The organism is Pedobacter sp. AJM (genome assembly GCF_002197755.1).
Classification (GTDB): Bacteria; Bacteroidota; Bacteroidia; order Sphingobacteriales; family Sphingobacteriaceae; genus Pedobacter.
The window spans coordinates 88,680-108,040 of sequence record NZ_NHOT01000001.1 but is presented as its reverse complement, the minus strand read 5'-3'; the positions used below and the strand labels follow the sequence as shown (position 1 = coordinate 108,040).

The window sequence follows — 19,361 nt, the reverse complement described above, 5'->3', positions numbered from 1 at the left end:
CTGATTAAAAGTTTGCATTTAAAGAGAAACCAAAGTTTCTGGATGCAGCGGTAGAACCTACGTCAACACCCTGCGACCACCATTTATTACCTAGTGGTGCTTCAGGATCCAAATCTTTTAATGTGCGGTGGATATAGAATAAGTTACGTCCGATTAAAGAAAAACGCATGTTGGTAATGCCTATCTTTTTGGTAAAAGTTGAAGGTATTTTATAACCTAGCGTAATTTCTCTCATTTTGATATAGTTATTTTTGAATATCTCTGCTTCAGTTAGCGATCCTTCACCCCAATTGTAAGTAGTGATGTAATAATCAGCTGCTGAAAGGATTTTGGTATTTGGCAAGCCAGTTGTTTGATTTACACCTTGTAAAAGTACACCGTCATTATAAGTTTTGCCGTTGCTGGTATAAGAAATTCCACCATTTTCAGCATCTCTAAACTCCATTGAATTCTCCAGCATACCTGCACCACGCATATACTTTAAGTTAGGTGCGATCATTTTACCACCGAAGCGATAATCGATTGTAAAATCTAAAGAAAAGTTACCATAACTAAAGGTATTTGAAAATCCACCAACTGCTTTAGGCATAATATTTCCAGCTTTTACGTATACTGAATTATCCATTACATAGAAGCCATCATCATTGATCAGGTAGTTTCCATTTGCGTCAGTCTTACGTGGACGAATGTAAATATTTCCAAGATCTTCACCTGCTCTTGCTACAATTTTAGCAGTGGCCTGATCAGAACTATAGAAGTTGATTTCAGAATTAGCATCTTTTAAAGAGTTAACTTTAGATTTATTGGTCGAGAAATTTAATCGTGTGTCCCATCTAAACTTTCCTGTTATTGGCGTTGCATTTAAAGCTATTTCGAATCCTCTGTTACCGATCTCACCAACATTTACAATCTGGCTTTGTGCACCATTAGTTGCTGAGATGTCAAGTGGTAAAATCTGGTTTTTGATTTTATTATCATAATAACTAAAATCAAATCCTAATCTTCCTTTTAAGAAACGGGTTTCCAGTCCAAATTCAGCTTCATGTTTCTTTTCAGGCAATAGGTTAAGATTACCATATGATCTAGGTGCCAGGATAGATGGTACTGATCCATTGATGGTTTGAAGGGAATTTTGGGTATAAGCAATATTCGCTTCGTATATTGGAGGCGCATTACCTACTACACCATATGATGCTCTCAATTTACCATAATCCCAGAATGACGGAAGTTTTACTACATCACTGAATACAAATCCACTGTTGACAGAGAAGTAAGAATACTGATTATTTTGTGGCGGCAAAGTAGAAACATATTCTCTTCTGCCGGTTGCTTCCACAAAAAGGAAATCTTTATAGCTAAAGTTTGCTATCCCTAAATAAGCATATTTTAATTGTTCTTTTCTTGCTTCTGTTGTTTCAGCCACATTAAATGAATTTGATAAGGCAAAGAAATTCTCCGTTACCAAACCATCCCTTGTATTTGATTTTAAATCTTTATAGGTTTCTTTTCTGCCCTGATAACCTCCGCTTAATGACAAGCCGAAATCTTCCCCAATTTTATTTGAATAGGTCACCAATGCATCTCCATACAATATCGCATACTGACCTTGGTTTGTGGTATAAGCACCAGTACTGGTGTTGCCATTCAGCGCACTAGGAATTTCTGTGAACTGTCTGTTCTCCGCTTTTAAGCTGGTATAATCATTACCAATACGCCCCCTAAATTTTAAGTTTTTGGCAAAATCATAATTTAAGGTAAAACTTGACAATAACCTGTTTTCATTTTCAGTATACTGGTTTTTTAATTGTTGCCAATAAAAATCTAATAAGTTTGTTGCTCTGATATTGTAAACAAACGGCTCCGGACGGTTTGGTTGATCGAATGTTGAATATTTATAGCCATTGCTGGTTTGGTATTTTTCCTTCATCAGCCCCATATCTTCTGCACGGCTAAAGAATCCTGCAAACGAACCTAATACCTGTCCTAATTGATATGGCCTATTAATGGTTTTAGTATTTACATAACTTACAATTACGTCAGCAGATAATTTTGGTGCTAATTTGATTGTAGAGTTTAAGTTGAATGAATTTTTTGATCCTGTATTTCCTGGTTGCGTTCCTTTATAATCTAAGCGTGATGCTGAAAAACGATAATTCAATGCATCTGTTTGATTAGAAATAGCAACGTTTGCATTTGAGGTATAACCATCCTGATAAACATCTTTGTAATTATTTGGCTGTGGTGAATAAGAACGAATTGATCCATCCCACCATCTCACTTGCTGACCTTCCATTTTAGGCCCGAAGTTGGCATAAGCCCTGAAATATGGCCTTAATCCTGTTGGTGAGAGCGGATCTGCAATCCATCCTTCTTCCGTTGCACCATTGGCTACGTTAGTTTCTCTGTCGTAACCTGGTCCATAGGTATTTTGAAAGTTTGGTAAAAATGCAACCTGGTCTATTGATCCCTGATAGTTGAAATCAATTCCTAATCCGCGGTTTTTAGAACCTTTTTTAGTCGTGATTACCACCACACCACTGGCTGCATCAGAACCATACAATGCGGATGCACTTGCACCTTTTAAAACGGTCAGGCTCTCAATATCTGCAGGGTTGATATCTAAAATACCGTTACCGCGCACACGTTGGTCATCCCAATAGTTGTTATTGTTTGCACCTGTAGCTCCATTCTGTCCATCATTTCTAATCATTACACCATCCACTACATATAAAGGTTGCTGGTTGTAATTAATAGAGTTAATGCCGCGAATCTGAACATTTACCGCACTACTGGCACCACCTGGCGCAGTGGTCACTTTTACACCCGCAGCTTTACCATACAATGCCGATGCAAAATTGGTGTTACCTGCTTCCGTTAATTGTTTCGCCGTTACTGTACTTACAGCATATCCCAGAGATTTTTCTTGTCTCTTGATACCCAGCGCAGTGGTTACCACATTCACTTCATCCAATTGATTGGAACTTTCCTTCAGGGTTACGTTTAATGTTGTTTGACCGCCATATACAATTTCTTGTTTTGCATATCCAATAGCAGTAAAAACCAGCGCTTCTTTAGCATTTACAGCGATGGAGAACTTTCCGTTCCCATCTGTTTGGGTAACTTTAGATGTGCCTTTGATAGAAATACTGACCCCAGGAAGAGGACCAGAAGCATCTCTCACCGTTCCGGAGATGCTTGTTTGTGCGTAAGATGTTATTGTTAACAAAGTTAACAACAGTATACTTAAGCACCTTAAGTACATTTTTTTCATAATTCTTTGTTGTTTAGGGTTATTAGTTGATTGGATACGCGTTCTACTTTACTTGCTATTTATTTGTTAGGTTTGTTTACTTATTCGAATTGACTGTTCTCGACCATTAAACTGGCTGCAGCCAAAAGTTCAGCCTCATCAGTCAGTGTTGATAATTTTATAGTTGTAAATTCCGAAATACGAGGCATGCAAAACTGATTAATGGCCTGCTGAATAGATGGCAAAAACATTTTTCCTACTTTAGCCCCTCTTCCACTCAGCACCACACACTCCGGATTTAACAGGTGCATTAAGGTGGAAAGCCCTTTTCCAATCTGAAATGCGGCTTTGGAAAGAATAGAAATGGCTAATGGGTCCTGCGCTTCTACAGCATCTAAAAAATGATCTCTAGGATGTTTGGTTTTATCTTTAAAGAGTATGGACATGCTGGATTCGGCACCTTCTTCCAGCGCCCGTTCTGCTTTCTCAGCCATCACCAGCAAAGATGTGTCTACTTCCAGGCAACCTCTTTTTCCACAGGCACATAGATTATTGCTATCGGATAAGGGAATATGACTGAACTCACCTGCATAACCTCGACTTCCACGATAAAGCTTTCCATTTACAATCATGCCTAATCCCGTACCCCATCCTATGTTTACCACCATCACATCCTGTAAATCAATTGCTTCACCAAAATTGAGCTCAGCCAGGGCAATTAAACTGGAGTCATTGTCTATCGATACGGGAAGATTTATTTTTTTCGAAAGATATTCCTGAAGCGTTTCACCACTTTCAACAAACAGGAACGAAGAATTGATACCCAATTGTGTATTTACGAAACCCGGCATACCAATTCCAACGCCAATGATATCATTACGCTTGATTTTGGATTTTTGAATACTATTGCTAATGAAGTCAGCGAGTACGTCCACATCTTGAAAAGAATCAGACATGTTCAGATCAAGGTGTTCAATCGGTAAAATCACCCTTCTGGATAAATCATATATGGTAAGCCTGGTAATCAGCTGATCCATTGCCACCGCTATGATGTATTTCTGGTGATCGGGATTTAGTAAATAGATGGATGCCCGTCTGCCTCCCGTGGATGGCGCAAGTCCTTGTTCAAGAATATAACCTTCTGCTATTAAACCATTTACAATAGCAGTAACCAGCGGCAAACTTTTTTTGGTGAGTTTACTTAAGTCTGTTAAGGATAAAGCCTTTTTATAATAAAGATGCTTGATAATATCAGCCCGAAGCCGCTGACCTTTCTCAATAATTACTGACATTTTTATTTGGTTTATCAACAAACTTAATAAATATTTTTAAAACATTATCCGACTTATTAATTTTTTTTAAAAGTATTTTCCCAAACAAAAAAAGGCCTGAATTACTTCAAGCCTTTTTTTGTTTGGTTATCGTTTAGTTTAATTTATACTTTTGAACAATCTGCTCCATCTGATTTTATGAAAAAAAGAAGCATCAGCATCAAAACTCATCCAGATAAATAATGCTTTTCCAACTACATGATCTTCAGGAACAAAGCCCCAATATCTTGAATCTGTAGAGTTGTGGCGGTTATCACCCATCATCCAATAGTAATTCATTTTAAAAGTATAAGTAGTGGCGGGCTGATTATTGATATACCAAACACCACCTTTTTGTTCTACCTTATTTCCTTCATAAGTTCTGATGGCCCTGTAATAAAGCGGCATGGTATTGCTATCAATTTTTACCATCCAGCCTTTTGCAGGAATTTTGACCGGGCCAAAATTATCCACATTCCACTTTCGATTTGGATCCAGCGGGAAAAGATCACCATCATTAGCAGTAGATGGCGTTACAGATAGTTCAACAGATTTTACAAAATCAAGCGGCTTTAATTTCTGAATCATTTCCGAAGTGGCATTGGCGATGTAGGTCTCTCCGTCAAGCTGTTGCATTTCACTGACTTTAAATCCCAAATTGCTGAATACCTCAAGATTAACATTGGCTGTGGTTAATTTAATTTTATAAGGCATCTGACCTGTATTTTTTAAGGGGTCTATTTTACCATTAATGCTTACTATGCCATTTTTCATCGCAACTACATCACCAGGAATTCCTATACATCTTTTAATGATATTTTCTCTTTTATCTACAGGCCTGCTGGTGACGGTATATTGGCTGTTTACAGTTTTCCAGTCAGACTGACGAATCAAATTATAATAACTGGGTTCCTGATTTTCAAGAGCCACCGTATCTCCTACCGGTAAATTGAAAACCACCACATCATTTCTTTTGATTTCAGATAAACCGGGTAAACGGTGATATTTCCACTGAATACCATCCCAAAATGCTTTGGTACCAGTTAAGGGCATGGTATGGTGAGCAAAAGGAAATGCTACAGGGGTCATGGGGATTCGGGCACCATAATTTACTTTACTGACAAAAAGAAAATCACCTATTAAAAGTGATCTTTCCATTGACCCTGAAGGAATGGTATAGGCTTCAATAAAAAAAACACGAATAATTGTTGCTGCCACTACTGCAAAAACAATCGCATCTACCCATTCCCGGGTTTTGGTTTTCTTCTTTTTATGATCATTTTTCTTTTTCCAGATTTTCCAGTTCATAATAATGATTGATACAATGGGTTTTAGATGAAGAGAAAGTTTTTTTGTTACAGGCATGTAGTGATGTGCTATTTTTCCCTGTGCGTTCACTTGCCTCAACTAACCGCCGAAGGGCTTTACTTTTGGCCTGGCCCATAAAGTAACAAAAGACCAAGGTTGCATTAAAATACGCCTTCACATCGCTACTGTCAGCCAGAGATAAGATGGATACCTCCGTTTTTAATCACTACATCCATTGTTAACCGAACCAGGCCTTCTAATTGCTAGTTACGTACTACACGCCCTTTCCCTCCCTGGTGAAAGGTGCCGACAGGCAGATAGGGACTGCTTACATTTATGGCCCATAAAAAAAGCGCTTTGATTGACATCAAAACGCTTCTTAACTTTTAATCCGGGATTAGTGGATCCCTCTGAATAACCTGCTCCACCTTATTTTATGCAAGAATGAACCTTCGCTATCAAAACTCATCCAGATAAATAGGGCTTTACCTACAACGTGGTCTTCAGGCACAAAGCCCCAATACCTTGAATCTGCAGAGTTATGGCGGTTATCCCCCATCATCCAGTAGTAATTCATTTTAAAGGTATAGCTGGTGGCCACTTTATCGTTGATGTACCAAACGCCACCCTTCTGCTCTACTTTATTTCCCTCATATGTCCTGATGGCACGGTAATAAAGCGGCATTGTGTTGCTGTCAATCTTAACTGTCCACCCTTTTGCAGGGATTTTAATCGGACCAAAATTATCCCTGTTCCATGGTCTTTTTGGATCGTGAGGAAAAATACCACCGGCTTCTTCTCCAACAGGATCAGGGTTCATCACCACAGATTTTACAAAATCGAGTGTTTTAAGTTTTGCTACAATTTCCGGAGATGCGTTCACAATGTAAGTGTTTGCGGCAATTGCCGGACTGCTTCCTAAATCAAGTTTGTATTCATCCAATGCAGAGTAGTTAAAGTCCATGGTTTTAAACTCAATGCGGTAAGGCATCATTCCTGTACTTTTAATGGGTTCAGATTTACCATTTATACTCACCACACCAGCCGACATGGAGACCACATCACCTGAAATACCAATACATCTCTTAATGTAATTTTCACGTTTATCAACAGGTCTGTCGATAATGGTATAGGTATTTCTCACCTGTTCCCTGCCGCTCATCCTTACGAGATCATAATAACTGGCATCTTGCTTTTCAACGGCGACCGTATCTCCCTCAGGAAAATTAAAAACCACTACATCATTTCTTTGGATATCAGATAAACCTGGCAACCGGCGATACTTCCATTGAACACCATCCCAGTAAGCTTTTGTAGAAGTGGTTAATGGCATGGTATGATGCGCAAAGGGAAAAGCAACCGGCGTCATCGGGATACGTGCACCATAATTTACCTTACTCACAAAAAGAAAATCGCCGATTAACAAGGAGCGTTCCATTGATCCGGACGGGATGGTGTAAGCCTCAATAAAGAAAACACGAATGATGGTTGCCGCTACTACCGCAAAAACAATGGCATCTACCCATTCACGGGTTTTGGTTTTTTTCTTCTTTGTGGCATCTTTTTTTTTCTGCCAGAATTTGTAGTTCATATTTTTATCTGTTGGTTAACGGTAAATCCGGTAACTATTATCTGCATTATTTTATAATTATACTGTTTTTATTTTTCTGTTCATCACCTCGGCTGTTAATTACACAAATTGAATGATTACCCAGATCAATAACAAAACAGTCTTTTATTCATTTAACTTCTATTCAAATATATCGGTAATGCTGAAAAATCCTTTTTTATCTTTTAACCATTCTGCTGCAACGACTGCCCCCAGGGCAAAACCTGCTCTGCTATGTGCGGTATGTTTAATTTCAATTTCATCTACTTCGCTACTATAAATCACGGTATGTGTACCAGGTATGTTTTCAATTCGGTGAGATTCAATCAGTAACTGATCTGTCTTTGGAAACAATTCTACATCTGTGCCCACCACTTCATTTAGCCATTCCGATTTACGTTCTAAATGATCTACAATTCCTTCTGCAATGGTAATGGCTGTACCACTTGGCGCATCCAGCTTCTGGGTATGGTGAATTTCTTCCACCTGCACATCATAGGCCGGATAGTTGTTCATCAGCTTTGCTAAAGTTTGATTCAGTTTAAAAAAAAGATTGACACCGATACTAAAGTTGGAACCATAAAGCAGGGTATTGTTACTGATATCACAATCATTTTTTACTTCCTGCAATTTTCCGTACCAGCCAGTTGTACCCACTACTACCGGCACATTGGCATCAAAACAAGCATCAATGTTGCCCAACACTGAATCAGGTGTACTGAAATCAATGGCTACATCGGCATTTTTTAAATTTTGCCTGTTTAAATCTTCACGATTTTCTATTGATATTTTTAACACGATTTCATGACCACGTTCCAGCGCAAATTTTTCAATAATCTGCCCCATTTTGCCATAACCTAAAAGTGCTATTTTCATCTGTATTATTTTATTGTTAAAAGTGATGAATCCATCTTAATCTCAATTACCGCGATGGTTTCCTATTTATTAAAATGTTAAAGACAGTTTTAGTGCCGGTGCAGCATTAAAACCATACATGGTATTGTTACTGATTACTGTAGGATGAACCTGAAAAGTCAGGTTATCATCAATGTTAAAAAAGTGTAAGCGGGCAGCCACGTAGGCATCTACGATATTTGCTGCGTAAAGCAATCCATAAGAGAAAATCACGATCTGGGAATTTCTTTTATAAAGACTTTTCCCATCTAATACACCCTGATCAGAATATTGAGTTAAGTCTAATTTTTTCTGAGGATTTGCTGCGCGATATTGTGCCTCATTCAAAAAACGATTGTAGTTTTTCCTACTATCGATATAAGATAAGGTGAGCGCAGTAAAACCACCATAAATAGCCACAATTTTACCGGAAGTATAGATTTTTTGAAGCGTCTGGCTTTTACCCGCCCTCGTTCCATATCCATCATTAAGCAATGACATGTTGTACAATTGTCCCCAGCCGGGAATAATCATTGATCTGAACACTGCCTTTCTCCCTGCCACTTTTCCTGGATTAACATATCTGGCTTTTGCAGAATCGCGCCGCGACATTACTTTTGGCGAATCAAGCTTTACCGGCTTATCTTTACTGCTTTTCAGCGTATCGGGTTGTTTTAACACCGTATCTCTTACCTGTGCAGTAGCCAGATTTACAAGAAAAAATGTAAAGAAAGAAACCAGAATTAAAAACTTGAGGATACGCATTACCAGTCTAATAATTCTAAGATTCTGTTTAAATCATCATCACTCATGAAAGGAATTTCAATTGCTCCCTTACCATTCTGACTTACTTTTAATTTTACCCGGGTGGCAAACTTAGAGGCTAAATCATCCTGCAGTTTCTGATACTGAAAGGAAGCACCCTTTGTTTTTTGTTTCTCTTCGGCTTTTAAAGGCGCGTGTTGCAGGTTTCTGACCAATTCTTCCACCTTACGAACAGATAAACCTTTTTCTAAAATTTCCTGGTGAATAAATAACTGCTTATCCACCCCATCAACATTGATTAGTGCCCTTGCATGCCCCATCGAAATTTTCTGATCACGGATAGAAGCCTGAATGGCTGGCGGAAGTTTCAGTAAGCGAAGGTAATTGGTTACCGTGGTTCGGTTTTTTCCTACACGCTCACCTAATTGTTCCTGTTTTAAGCCAACCTCATCAATCATCCGCTGAAAACTCAGGGCCACCTCAATTGCATTTAAGTTTTCCCGCTGGATATTTTCAATCAATGCCATTTCCAGCATTTGCTGGTCGTTAGCACTGCGGATGTAAGCCGGGATTTGTGTTAAACCGGCTAATTTTGAAGCCCTGAACCTACGCTCACCCGATATTAGTTGGTATTTGTTGGCACCAAGTTTACGAACGGTAATGGGCTGAATCAAGCCCTGAATCTTGATCGAGTCTGCCAATTCATTTAAAGCAACCTGATCAAACTCTGTACGCGGCTGATATGGATTGGTTTCCACTTCCGTTAAACTCACATGACTGATATTGCCGATCTGCTCGGTTTCGCTTACCGCATTGACCTGCTGCTTTGGGGGATGAGCGGATTCGCTATCATCTAAAAGCGCACTTAATCCTCTTCCTAAACCTGTTTTTCGCTGAAAAGATGTCATCTATAATTTATAAAGTTGCAGTATCAATATTTTCTTCTTCCTTTAACAGGCCATTTTTCTTCACAATCTCTCTGGCCAGGTTGAGGTAATTAATGGCACCTTTACAGTTTGCATCGTGCATGATAACAGATACGCCATAACTCGGCGCTTCACTTAAACGCGTATTCCGCTGAATGATGGTATCAAAAACCAATTCATGGAAATGTGTTCTCACTTCTTCTACTACCTGATTTGATAAACGTAAACGCACATCATACATGGTGAGTAAAATGCCTTCTATTTCCAGGTCAGGATTTAAACGGTTTTGTACAATCTTAATGGTATTCAATAATTTCCCTAAACCTTCGAGTGCAAAATACTCACATTGAACCGGTATGATTACTGAATCGGCAGCGGTTAAGGCATTAATGGTAATTAAACCCAGAGATGGGGAACAGTCAATAATGATAAAATCATACTGATCTTTAATCTTCTCTAAAACCGCCTTCATTTTATATTCACGGTTATTGAGGTTTATCATCTCAATTTCGGCACCCACCAGATCAATATGCGCGGGCAATAAATCCAGGTTTGGCGTTTCCGTTTTCTGAATAGCCTGAGCCGGGTCGATATCATTGATGATGCATTCGTATATACTATCTTTAATATTCCGGGGATCGAAGCCAATACCTGATGTTGAATTCGCCTGAGGATCAGCATCTACCAATAAAGTTTTGTATTCTAATACGGCTAAACTGGCAGCCAGGTTTATAGATGAAGTTGTTTTACCAACACCACCTTTTTGATTTGCTAATGCAATAATTTTGCTCATCTATCTATCCGAAATTTACTTAACGTTTATTTGGGCGTTGTTTATTTTATGCCTTTTAATCGGCAAAAAGTTCTATTTTTGCGTTGTTTACACCCTTTTTCTCAATCAGCTAAGATACAAACTATATGGCAATTTTAGCAATAAGGGTTTCCGGGTTTTGAACATCTTATTAACAATTCATCCATGATCACTATAATAGCCGCCACCAACAGGCCCAATAGCAATACGTTAAAAGTTGCCAATTATTATCAAGCACAGTTGCATCAGCGAGGTGAAAACGTAAATGTATTTAGTCTTGAACATTTGCCTGCCGATGTATTGAACACGGACATGTTTGGCAAGCGCTCAACCGCTTTTCAAAAAATACAGGACCTGATTACACAAACAACCAAATTTATTTTTATCATTCCTGAATACAATGGCAGCTTTCCGGGCGTGCTGAAGGTATTGATTGATGCCTGTGATTTCCCTGGCAGCTTTTATGATAAAAAGGCCTGCCTGGTTGGCATTTCTTCAGGTAAATATGGAAACATTCGCGGAATTGATCATTTCACCGGCGTTTGCCATTACATTCACCTGAATGTACTGCCCCTCCGCATTCATATTCCGAACATTAAACTGGAACTGGATTCATCCGGAAATTTGATCCAGGAAGATACCATTAGGTTTACGCACGAGCAGATTGATAAGTTTCTTAGGTTTTAAGGATTTATGACCTGGGGCATAAAAAACCAGGAGGGTTAAGATATTGGCCTGTCAAATAAAAAATAAGCCTTAGTCTTTAACGGGCGGTGGCGCAAAGAGAAAATCAAAACAGCAATGGAAAGGCCATTTAGCCGATGTTTTTAACATAAATTAAGTTAATTATTGTAAACTTAGTTAAACGAGGTTAATAAATCCATTTATGGTTTTAGCGGGTATATTTTAGCCGTATGAAAACTAAAAACATACTTCTCATGCTGCTGATTACAGTAATCAGCATGTCTAAAATCAAAGCACAGGATTCACTGGTAAGACATTCGGTTCATGTTTCACCTTTTGCAGGCTATAACGCCACACTTAAAGCCGCGGTTTACGGGGCAGAGGTTGGTTATGAATACCGGCTGAATAAAAACTGGGGGCTTACTGCCGGCGTAAATATTGCCTATACGCAAAAAAATGCCGATGGATCAACGAATATGGTTAGCAACGGCGTATCGCAATTTAAAAACATGAAATTTCTTCAAAATGCAATCTATGCAGGAGCCAAATATTATATTGGCCGGTTTTATCTATCTGCCGACCTTGGTTATCAGGAAGCTTATTCAACTACTAACTACACTTATCAAGGTGCAGGATCCAGCTATAATAATGGTACATCTGCCACAAATGGCTTTTACCAGGCATACGGATTAGGTTATCAATTACCACTTAAAAAGGGCGATAACATTGAGTTCTTCGCTAAAGGCAGCAATGGAAACAGCAATACCAGTTATGTTGCCGGTTTCAGGTATAATTTTGGCTTATTCAGACGAAAATAGTGTAATTTATCCCTTGCGCTCGTTTTAGAAACGAGCGCATGATCCTCTACTGATACAATCGCAATTTCTACCAAAAAAAAGATTAATGCAAATCTTCAGAAACTATTTTTCTAATGCATAAACCGCAAAAGAGGCCAACCAATGATCGCCACCATAATTGCCGGCAAAAACAAGTGGTAAGGCATTGGCTAAAAACCGGTTGGCTGTAACTTCAAAATGCTTTTTTAGTTTATGGTTTTGAGGTAATTCTTGAGCGATTCCCTTCATACACCATGCCCGGGTAAACGATAAACCAACCAGGTGAACCCCCTGATAATCGTTGATATCGCTAATGATTGGTAGATCACTGATGCGTTTAATACTTTTCTCTTCGTAAAATTTATTTAACCAACGCACAAATTCTTTATTCGGCAATACCCGCCTCATTAAGTCAGCTATCTCCAGGCTCGGCGAAAAGAAATCTGATCCATCCGGCTCGAGGTATGCCGGTGTAGCAGTATTATCCAGATAAAAGGCTTTAGCCTTCTCATCAATTTGCTTTTCAAAATCAGCATCCTTTAAAGTCCTGGCCCAATCTAAGGCAAAAACTAAACCAAACGCCGTATTGGGATGAACACCCGTCCGGTTTGGATAAGTTTGTTTAGGCAGATAAGCTTTCCAAAGTTTCAAAATTTGCTGCGTAAGGGGTTGCAACGCCGCATACCATTTCTTTGCGTCAGGATTATCCCAGGTATACAATTCCTGATCAAGTTTTAATAACCAGGCCCATCCATAAGTCCGTTCGTAGGTATTGGCTACCTGGTATTTCGTAAAATATTCGGCCTCCGCCCTCATTTTTTCTGGGGTAAAGGTTTTGTTGAGATGGGCAACAATTTCTGGCTTATTTTTTAAATCCGGAATGGTTTTTAGTAACCGAATCAACATCCAGTGACCATGCACAGAACTGTGCCAATCTAAACAGCCATAAAATGCAGGGTGTAATTCACTGGGCAACAATCGACCATCTATAGCTGCATTGGCTACATGAGAAGTTTTATTGGGAAATTCCTGACTGATGCATCCTAAAGGCATCCTTGAAAGTTGATCAGCCACATCTGCCGTTAGTGTTGGAACAACTTGTGCACTGACTAACAAGGATGAAAAGAAAAGAATAACGATTAATGTAAGTTTTTTCATGATGAAATTGAATTTGATGCATTTAGATGATGTAGACTTATTGGCCGTTCTTCGTCAAAACCAGCCCTCTGTTTCCCCTTTGTTATGCGCCAAAACGAATCCACTTGTCGCCTTCGTGACCAAAAATAAACGAGCCAGGATGCAGCATTTCGGCCATATCTTCAATTAAAGACACTACGTTTTCAGCAGATCTCTCCCGGTTAACATCATCATTAAGCAAGATAATCCGGTTGTTTTTCACCGCCTGCCAGTCTGAACTTAACAGGGATGGCACTTCCCGCATTAAATCGGTCAGCGTTTTTTCAGGCTGATAGTAAATAATGAATACGGCACTCATGATATCTGCCTCTATCATTCCACCAGCGAAGGCAATTTCTTCAGAAAAATAATAGCCCGGCATATTACTTACATCAAGCACAGCCACGGGCACTTTTTCCATAAATTTAATTTTGTGCTCCACAATATCTAAACGTTCCTGTAAATCTTCACGTTTTGTAGCATCAAGGCCGATAAATAAATCGTTTAAAAAAGACATCTGCATTAAATTTATTAATTTGTGCAAAAATAACAATCCTTATTTCATGCGAGCCTCATTTAATTATATATTTTGGATTTTCATTAGCATTATTTTCGTTTCATGTCATCAGGATACTTCAAATAATCATAAAAAAACATTTAATATTAATCTCGATCAGGGCTTAACCTCCATCGATCCGGCTTTTGCCCGCAACCAGAATGCCATCTGGATGAGCAATCAGATTTTTAATGGCCTGGTACAGATCGATTCCAATCTTCAAAGTGTTCCCTGCATTGCTAAAAATTGGAAAATATCTGAGGATGCCTTGACGTATACCTTTAATCTTCGCAATGATGTTTACTTTCATGATGATCCGATTTTTAAAAACGGCAAAGGCAGAAAGGTAGTAGCCAAAGATTTCAGTTATAGTTTTTACCGGTTAATCGACCCTAAAGTGGCTTCTTCCGGTGGATGGATTTTTAGCGATAAGGTAAAAGACAGGCGTAATTTTATCGCCATAAATGATTCGACTTTTCAGATTAAACTGGTAAAACCCTTTCCTCCATTGATGAATTTGTTAACCACACAATATTGTTCGGTGGTACCTGAGGAAGTAGTTACCCATTACGGAAAAAATTTCAGAAGCCACCCGATTGGCACAGGCCCCTTTAAATTTAAGTACTGGAAAGAGGGCGAGATCCTGGTTTTATTAAAGAATGAGCATTATTTTGAACATGATCAAAAAGGAACCAAGCTACCTTATCTGGATGCCGTAAAAGCAACATTCATTACCGATAAGCAAAGTGGCTTTATGAGTTTCCTGAAAAAGGATTTGGATTTTTATTATAATGTTGATGGCAGCTACCGCGATGACATTCTAACCAAGAGTGGCAAAATGGTTTCTAAATATAAAGACAAATTCACCTTAACCAAAAGCCCCTATCTATGCACGGAGTATGTAGGTATTTTAGTCGATACTAATCTGACCATTGTAAAGCAATCGCCGTTAAGAATAAAAAAGATCAGGCAAGCCATTAATTACGCCATCGACCGGGATAAATTAATCCGGTATTTGAGAAATGGCATTGGTATTGCGGCCACGTCAGGATTTATTCCGAAAGGCATGCCCGGCTTTGATAGTTTAGCAGTGCGTGGTTACACTTACAACCCTGTTTTATCTGCCAGGTTATTAAAAGAAGCTGGTTTTCCGGAGGGCAAGGGTTTACCTGAAATCACATTAAATACCACCACCACTTATAAAGATTTGATTGAATTTATTCAGGGCGAACTGACCAATATTGGGATGAAGGTTAAAATTGATGTGAGTCCGAGTGCAAGTTTAAGAGATCTGATGTCTAAGAATAACGTAAATTTCTTTAGAGGCTCCTGGCTGGCAGATTATGCTGATGGCGAAAACTTCCTTTCGATGTTTTATTCCAAAAATAAAGTACCTAACGGACCCAATTATTTTGCCTTTTATAACCGGGATTTTGACAAATTATTTGAGCAAAGTTATTACGAAACCCATACAGAAAAACGTTTTGAACTTTACCGGAAAATGGATCAGCTGGTGATGGATCAATCGCCGGTGGTTCCGTTATTTTATGATCAATCTGTCGTGATGCTTCAAAATAACATCAGCGGTTATGCTTTTAATGCTTTAAGCTTAATAATTTTAAAAAACATTAAGAAGAATTAATTTTTCATCAGCTTACGTGTAAGAAAATCAGCCGTAACTTCACTGACTTTAACCGAATTGGAAAATTTCATCCAGTGATGAGTATCATCAGGAATAACTAAGAATTCAAAGTTGAACTTCCTATCTTCAAATCGTTTAACTAAATCAACACTTTGGCTAAAGGCTACATTACGATCGTCATCTGCATGGATAATTAGTGTTGGTGAAGTCCACGTTTTTAAATAAGCGACGGGCGAAGATTCACCTGCAATCTTTGCGGCAAGGTCTGCATCGGGAGTGGGTAATTTACCTTCCATTGCCACACTGCTAAACCGGCTGTTTACGCCGTGAATATCTACCCCAGCCGCAAATAATCTGGAATCTTTTCCCAATGCCAAAGCAGTTAAATAACCACCATATGATCCACCATAAATACCGATTCTTGCCGGATCTACATTAGCCTGTTGAGCCAGCCATTCACCAGCAGCTTTAATATCCTGGTATTCTGAAGCACCTTGAGCCCCTGCCCGTAAAGGCTTATGGAAATCATATCCATAACCCAAACCCAATCTGTAATTTACTGATAACACTGTAAAACCCAGGTTTACCAGGTATTGGTTCAAAGCATAATCGATGGAATAATAATCCATCGGGTTCCAGCCCAGCATCATCTGTCGCTGTGGTCCTCCGTGTACATAAACAATGGCAGGATGATTTTTAACCGTCTTTTTCGGAGAAAATAGTTGCCCATAAACTGTTTTTCCATCTGCCGACTTAAAACTCACATGAACCGGGCTAACCAGCGCGCTGGTTGGAAAATCTGTTGGAAGCAACTCTGCTCCGATCAGATGGATTTTACCCTGATCAATCCTCGCTGGTAATAAAGGCTGACTTGCAGTAGCACTTAAACAGAATACATTTTTACCATCTCCCGAAATAACAGGATAAGCCTCAATCCCTTTTCCGGTAGTAAGCGGCTTCATCCCGGGCTGATCTACAGATGACTGATAAATGTGGCGTCTGTCCAGATCATCCTTATCTAGACCCGTATTGGCCGCAAATACCAATGTTTTTAAATCATTACTCAGCTTGATATTTTCAACAGTAAAATTTCCCGGCGTGAGTAAGGTTTTTCCCGATCCGTCAGGATTCATCGCATATAGATGTGGCCAGCCGTCCTCATAAGAAGTAAATACGATTTTCTGATGTGCCCACATTAAATTGGCTCCTCCTTCCATGGCGGGAAATGAACCCCTGATGGTTTCAGGTGCCTTGTTAAGCTGCATCCCTTTGCCATTATTAACATTAACTTTCCAGATGGCCCATGGCTGATGTTTTCGGGTTAAAATGGAATCCGTTTCCAAACCAATGCCAGGCAGTCTGATAAAAGCAATTTCATTTCCATCAGGCGACCAGGAAGGCGTAATATCTCTTGAAAAAGAAGGCAACAGCCATTGAACAGGTGTTTTCTGATCGGTGTAAATCCCTACATAGGAATGATCCATCCGGTTGCAAACAAAAGCTATTTTCTTCCCGTCCGGCGACCATCTGTAATCGCTATTGTTTCCTTTGGCATAAAATAACGGTTTAGCCGCTGTTGATCCATCTATTGGCACACTTTTAACTTGTCCGCCATTTGAAAAAATAACTAACTTACCATCAGGTGAAATCAGGGGATAATCACCTTCGCCGAGTGGGATCGTATTTCGATTTTTAAGGTTAAGCGAAAATACCTGCATTTTTGGAGCAAGCGGAGCAGATGCCGCGTTTACAGGTCCACCGTCTTTACCTCCATGATCTCCCCCCCTGACATAAACAATCCAGTTTCCATCCGTAGAAAACGAAAGGCTGGTGAGTTCCTGTCCGTCATCCTCGTTATAACTGGTCATTTTTATGGCCTTATAGTCTGGTGCTCCTGCAACATAAATATTTCTTTTGCCCTGTTCATTTGCCGTCCATGCCACATTTGATCCCTTTGGGGAAGCCACCAATTGAGATGGAAAGGGATAACTCAGAACCGACTGAACAGAAAAAGACTGCGCAAAAATATTTGTTGAACAACAGCACAACAGTACGAAAAACAAATGCTTCATGGTTTAACGTTTGATGATAAATTACAAAAAAAGCCCTATCCATTAAAAGGAAAGGGCTGGAAATTTCTTTTTATAAAAATGTTACTGATCCCACCACAACCTGCTTGTCCTTGGGACATCAATGGGTACGTTTGCTCCATTTTTGCTTCTTTCACCCTGAGGATAATCCAGGCGGCGAATAAAGGTTGGCAACGCAGCATTTACCGGCATGGTGAAATCTTTATATTGATAATCAAAGCGGCGGGCATCATTCCAGGCTTCCGGATTTAGATAAGTGGCAATGTATTTTTCCTTAAAAATTAAGCTTTTCGTTAATGCAGCTGCACCAACCGCCACTGTTGGCTGCGCCATATACGCTTCTTTATCTGTGGCTGAAACCTGGAATTTATCCATATTCGCCCGGATGGCTGCTAAATAAGCAGCATAGGATCTGGCCCGATCAATATTCAATGCGGCCTCAGCCTCAATAAATTTTAGTTCTGCATAAGTCACGATAAAAATTGGCGATGTGTTTCCACTCCATGGAGAGTTGCGCGAAATGTAATTTTCATCTTTTCGGGTATTGGCACCCGGAGCCCGGTTTCCTGCACCATTCACTGTTCCGATATATTTCCCATCTACTGTTAAATCTGTAATTTTCTGCAAACGCGGATCAAAGACACCATAGGTTGTTCCATTTAAAGCGTCGATCAACTGCTCTGAAAGCCAGCCACCCAATGATTGTTGTTCATTATTTAAAGCCACTGTTGCCCACGGACTGCGTTCTCTAAAGGTCTGCATTCTGGCATCATCGTCATTACCCGTAAAGGATTTACTCACCGCATCCAATACAGCAGCAGGATTATAAGTACCGGACTTACTCACCTTATTCAGCAAACGGGCCTTTAGTGCATAAGCCATTTTTAACCAGTTTGCCCTTTCAGTAGAAACATTAGTGCCGTAAATTAAATCGCTTGCTGCAGCCAGTTTAATGGCAGAGTTGGTTTTAGATAGTTCTGTGATGGCCTCATCTACCAGTGCCAATGTCGACGCATAAACATCTTGCTGTTTATCATATTTTGGCACCAGGTTATTGATGTTGAATGCTTCAGAAAATGGTGCATCGCCCCAAAGGTCATTCACCATCATCAGGTTATAGGCAATTAATACATCGGCCACACCTTTATATTCACTTGAATTTTGTGTTACAGCCAGTTTTTTCATTTCATTGGCATCAGCCATGGCAAAATAAAGCAAATCCCAGGTGGCACTGAAATCAATAGCCTGGAAGGTATCTCCGGCACCATTTGCCGCCGGGTTGGCTGTATATTGCACATATGGAAGGATAATGCTGGCCACGCTGTAATTGTTAAAACCAGCCTTATAAGTAGAAGTAGCCAGCAAAGCATTTAAACTTGGTGCTGTTACCTGATTCGGATTATCAGATAGTTTATCAAAGTAGCTATCTTTACAACCCTGCAAGCCTAATGTTGCCATCATGGCTGATAAAAAAGTATATTTTATAATCTTTTGCATCTTAATT

Annotated in this window: 15 protein-coding genes; 3 read left to right on the top strand and 12 right to left on the bottom strand. The window is 39.4% G+C overall.

Translation table 11 applies throughout. The annotated features are described in order from the left end of the window. Positions 1–4: 4 nt before the first annotated feature. The 8 genes from CBW18_RS00360 to CBW18_RS00325 form a co-directional block, all read right to left on the bottom strand. The gene (locus CBW18_RS00360; protein ID WP_088299285.1) at positions 5–3,271 is read right to left on the bottom strand and encodes a SusC/RagA family TonB-linked outer membrane protein; all 3,267 of its coding nucleotides are present in this window, start codon (positions 3,269–3,271) and stop codon (positions 5–7) included. An 80-nt stretch (positions 3,272–3,351) separates the two neighbouring features. After that, positions 3,352–4,542 (bottom strand): ROK family protein, encoded by a 1,191-nt coding sequence (locus tag CBW18_RS00355; protein ID WP_088299284.1) that lies wholly within the window; start codon positions 4,540–4,542, stop codon positions 3,352–3,354. Between the two features lie 138 nt (positions 4,543–4,680). After that, complete coding sequence (gene lepB, locus CBW18_RS00350; protein ID WP_088299283.1) at positions 4,681–5,868, bottom strand: signal peptidase I; 1,188 nt, start codon at positions 5,866–5,868, stop codon at positions 4,681–4,683. Between the two features lie 397 nt (positions 5,869–6,265). After that, a complete protein-coding gene (gene lepB / locus CBW18_RS00345; RefSeq protein WP_088299282.1) occupies positions 6,266–7,459 on the bottom strand; it encodes a signal peptidase I in 1,194 nt (397 codons plus the stop codon). A gap of 159 nt (positions 7,460–7,618) precedes the next feature. Continuing rightward, positions 7,619–8,353 carry a 4-hydroxy-tetrahydrodipicolinate reductase gene (gene dapB / locus CBW18_RS00340; RefSeq protein WP_088299281.1) on the bottom strand — a complete coding sequence of 245 codons (735 nt, stop codon included), beginning with the start codon at positions 8,351–8,353 and terminating at the stop codon, positions 7,619–7,621. A gap of 69 nt (positions 8,354–8,422) precedes the next feature. Continuing rightward, on the bottom strand, positions 8,423–9,136 hold the full coding sequence (locus tag CBW18_RS00335; protein ID WP_088299280.1) for a DUF5683 domain-containing protein: 714 nt from the start codon (positions 9,134–9,136) through the stop codon (positions 8,423–8,425). Next, complete coding sequence (locus CBW18_RS00330) at positions 9,136–10,044, bottom strand: ParB/RepB/Spo0J family partition protein (protein ID WP_088299279.1); 909 nt, start codon at positions 10,042–10,044, stop codon at positions 9,136–9,138. The genes CBW18_RS00335 and CBW18_RS00330 overlap by 1 nt, the downstream gene beginning before the upstream one ends. Positions 10,045–10,051: 7 nt before the next feature. Further along, entirely contained in the window at positions 10,052–10,855 is an 804-nt protein-coding gene (locus tag CBW18_RS00325; RefSeq protein WP_088299278.1) for a ParA family protein, read from the bottom strand. A gap of 183 nt (positions 10,856–11,038) precedes the next feature. Here CBW18_RS00325 and CBW18_RS00320 point away from each other — a divergent pair, with 183 nt between their 5' ends. Together CBW18_RS00320 and CBW18_RS00315 are read left to right on the top strand one after the other, a co-directional pair. Next, positions 11,039–11,560 (top strand): NADPH-dependent FMN reductase, encoded by a 522-nt coding sequence (locus CBW18_RS00320; protein WP_088299277.1) that lies wholly within the window; start codon positions 11,039–11,041, stop codon positions 11,558–11,560. 227 nt (positions 11,561–11,787) lie between these two features. Beyond that, complete coding sequence (locus CBW18_RS00315) at positions 11,788–12,375, top strand: autotransporter outer membrane beta-barrel domain-containing protein (protein WP_088299276.1); 588 nt, start codon at positions 11,788–11,790, stop codon at positions 12,373–12,375. Between the two features lie 102 nt (positions 12,376–12,477). On the opposite strand, the gene CBW18_RS00310 is transcribed toward CBW18_RS00315, so the two are convergent. Both CBW18_RS00310 and CBW18_RS00305 read right to left on the bottom strand, forming a co-directional pair. Then, positions 12,478–13,551, bottom strand: coding sequence for a DUF2891 domain-containing protein (locus tag CBW18_RS00310; protein WP_088299275.1), 1,074 nt, complete (start codon positions 13,549–13,551; stop codon positions 12,478–12,480). Positions 13,552–13,633: 82 nt separating this feature from the next. Then, positions 13,634–14,086, bottom strand: coding sequence for a hypothetical protein (locus tag CBW18_RS00305; protein ID WP_088299904.1), 453 nt, complete (start codon positions 14,084–14,086; stop codon positions 13,634–13,636). Positions 14,087–14,132: 46 nt separating this feature from the next. On the opposite strand from CBW18_RS00305, the gene CBW18_RS00300 reads away from it, so the two are divergent. Then, positions 14,133–15,767: an ABC transporter substrate-binding protein gene (locus tag CBW18_RS00300; protein WP_088299274.1), complete on the top strand. Its 1,635-nt coding sequence runs from the start codon at positions 14,133–14,135 to the stop codon at positions 15,765–15,767. Here CBW18_RS00300 and CBW18_RS00295 read toward each other — a convergent pair. Together CBW18_RS00295 and CBW18_RS00290 are read right to left on the bottom strand one after the other, a co-directional pair. Further along, entirely contained in the window at positions 15,764–17,839 is a 2,076-nt protein-coding gene (locus CBW18_RS00295) for a prolyl oligopeptidase family serine peptidase (RefSeq protein ID WP_088299273.1), read from the bottom strand. The two genes, CBW18_RS00300 and CBW18_RS00295, sit on opposite strands and share 4 nt — an antisense overlap. 81 nt (positions 17,840–17,920) lie before the next feature. Then, positions 17,921–19,354, bottom strand: coding sequence for a SusD/RagB family nutrient-binding outer membrane lipoprotein (locus tag CBW18_RS00290; RefSeq protein WP_088299272.1), 1,434 nt, complete (start codon positions 19,352–19,354; stop codon positions 17,921–17,923). Positions 19,355–19,361 lie beyond the last annotated feature (7 nt).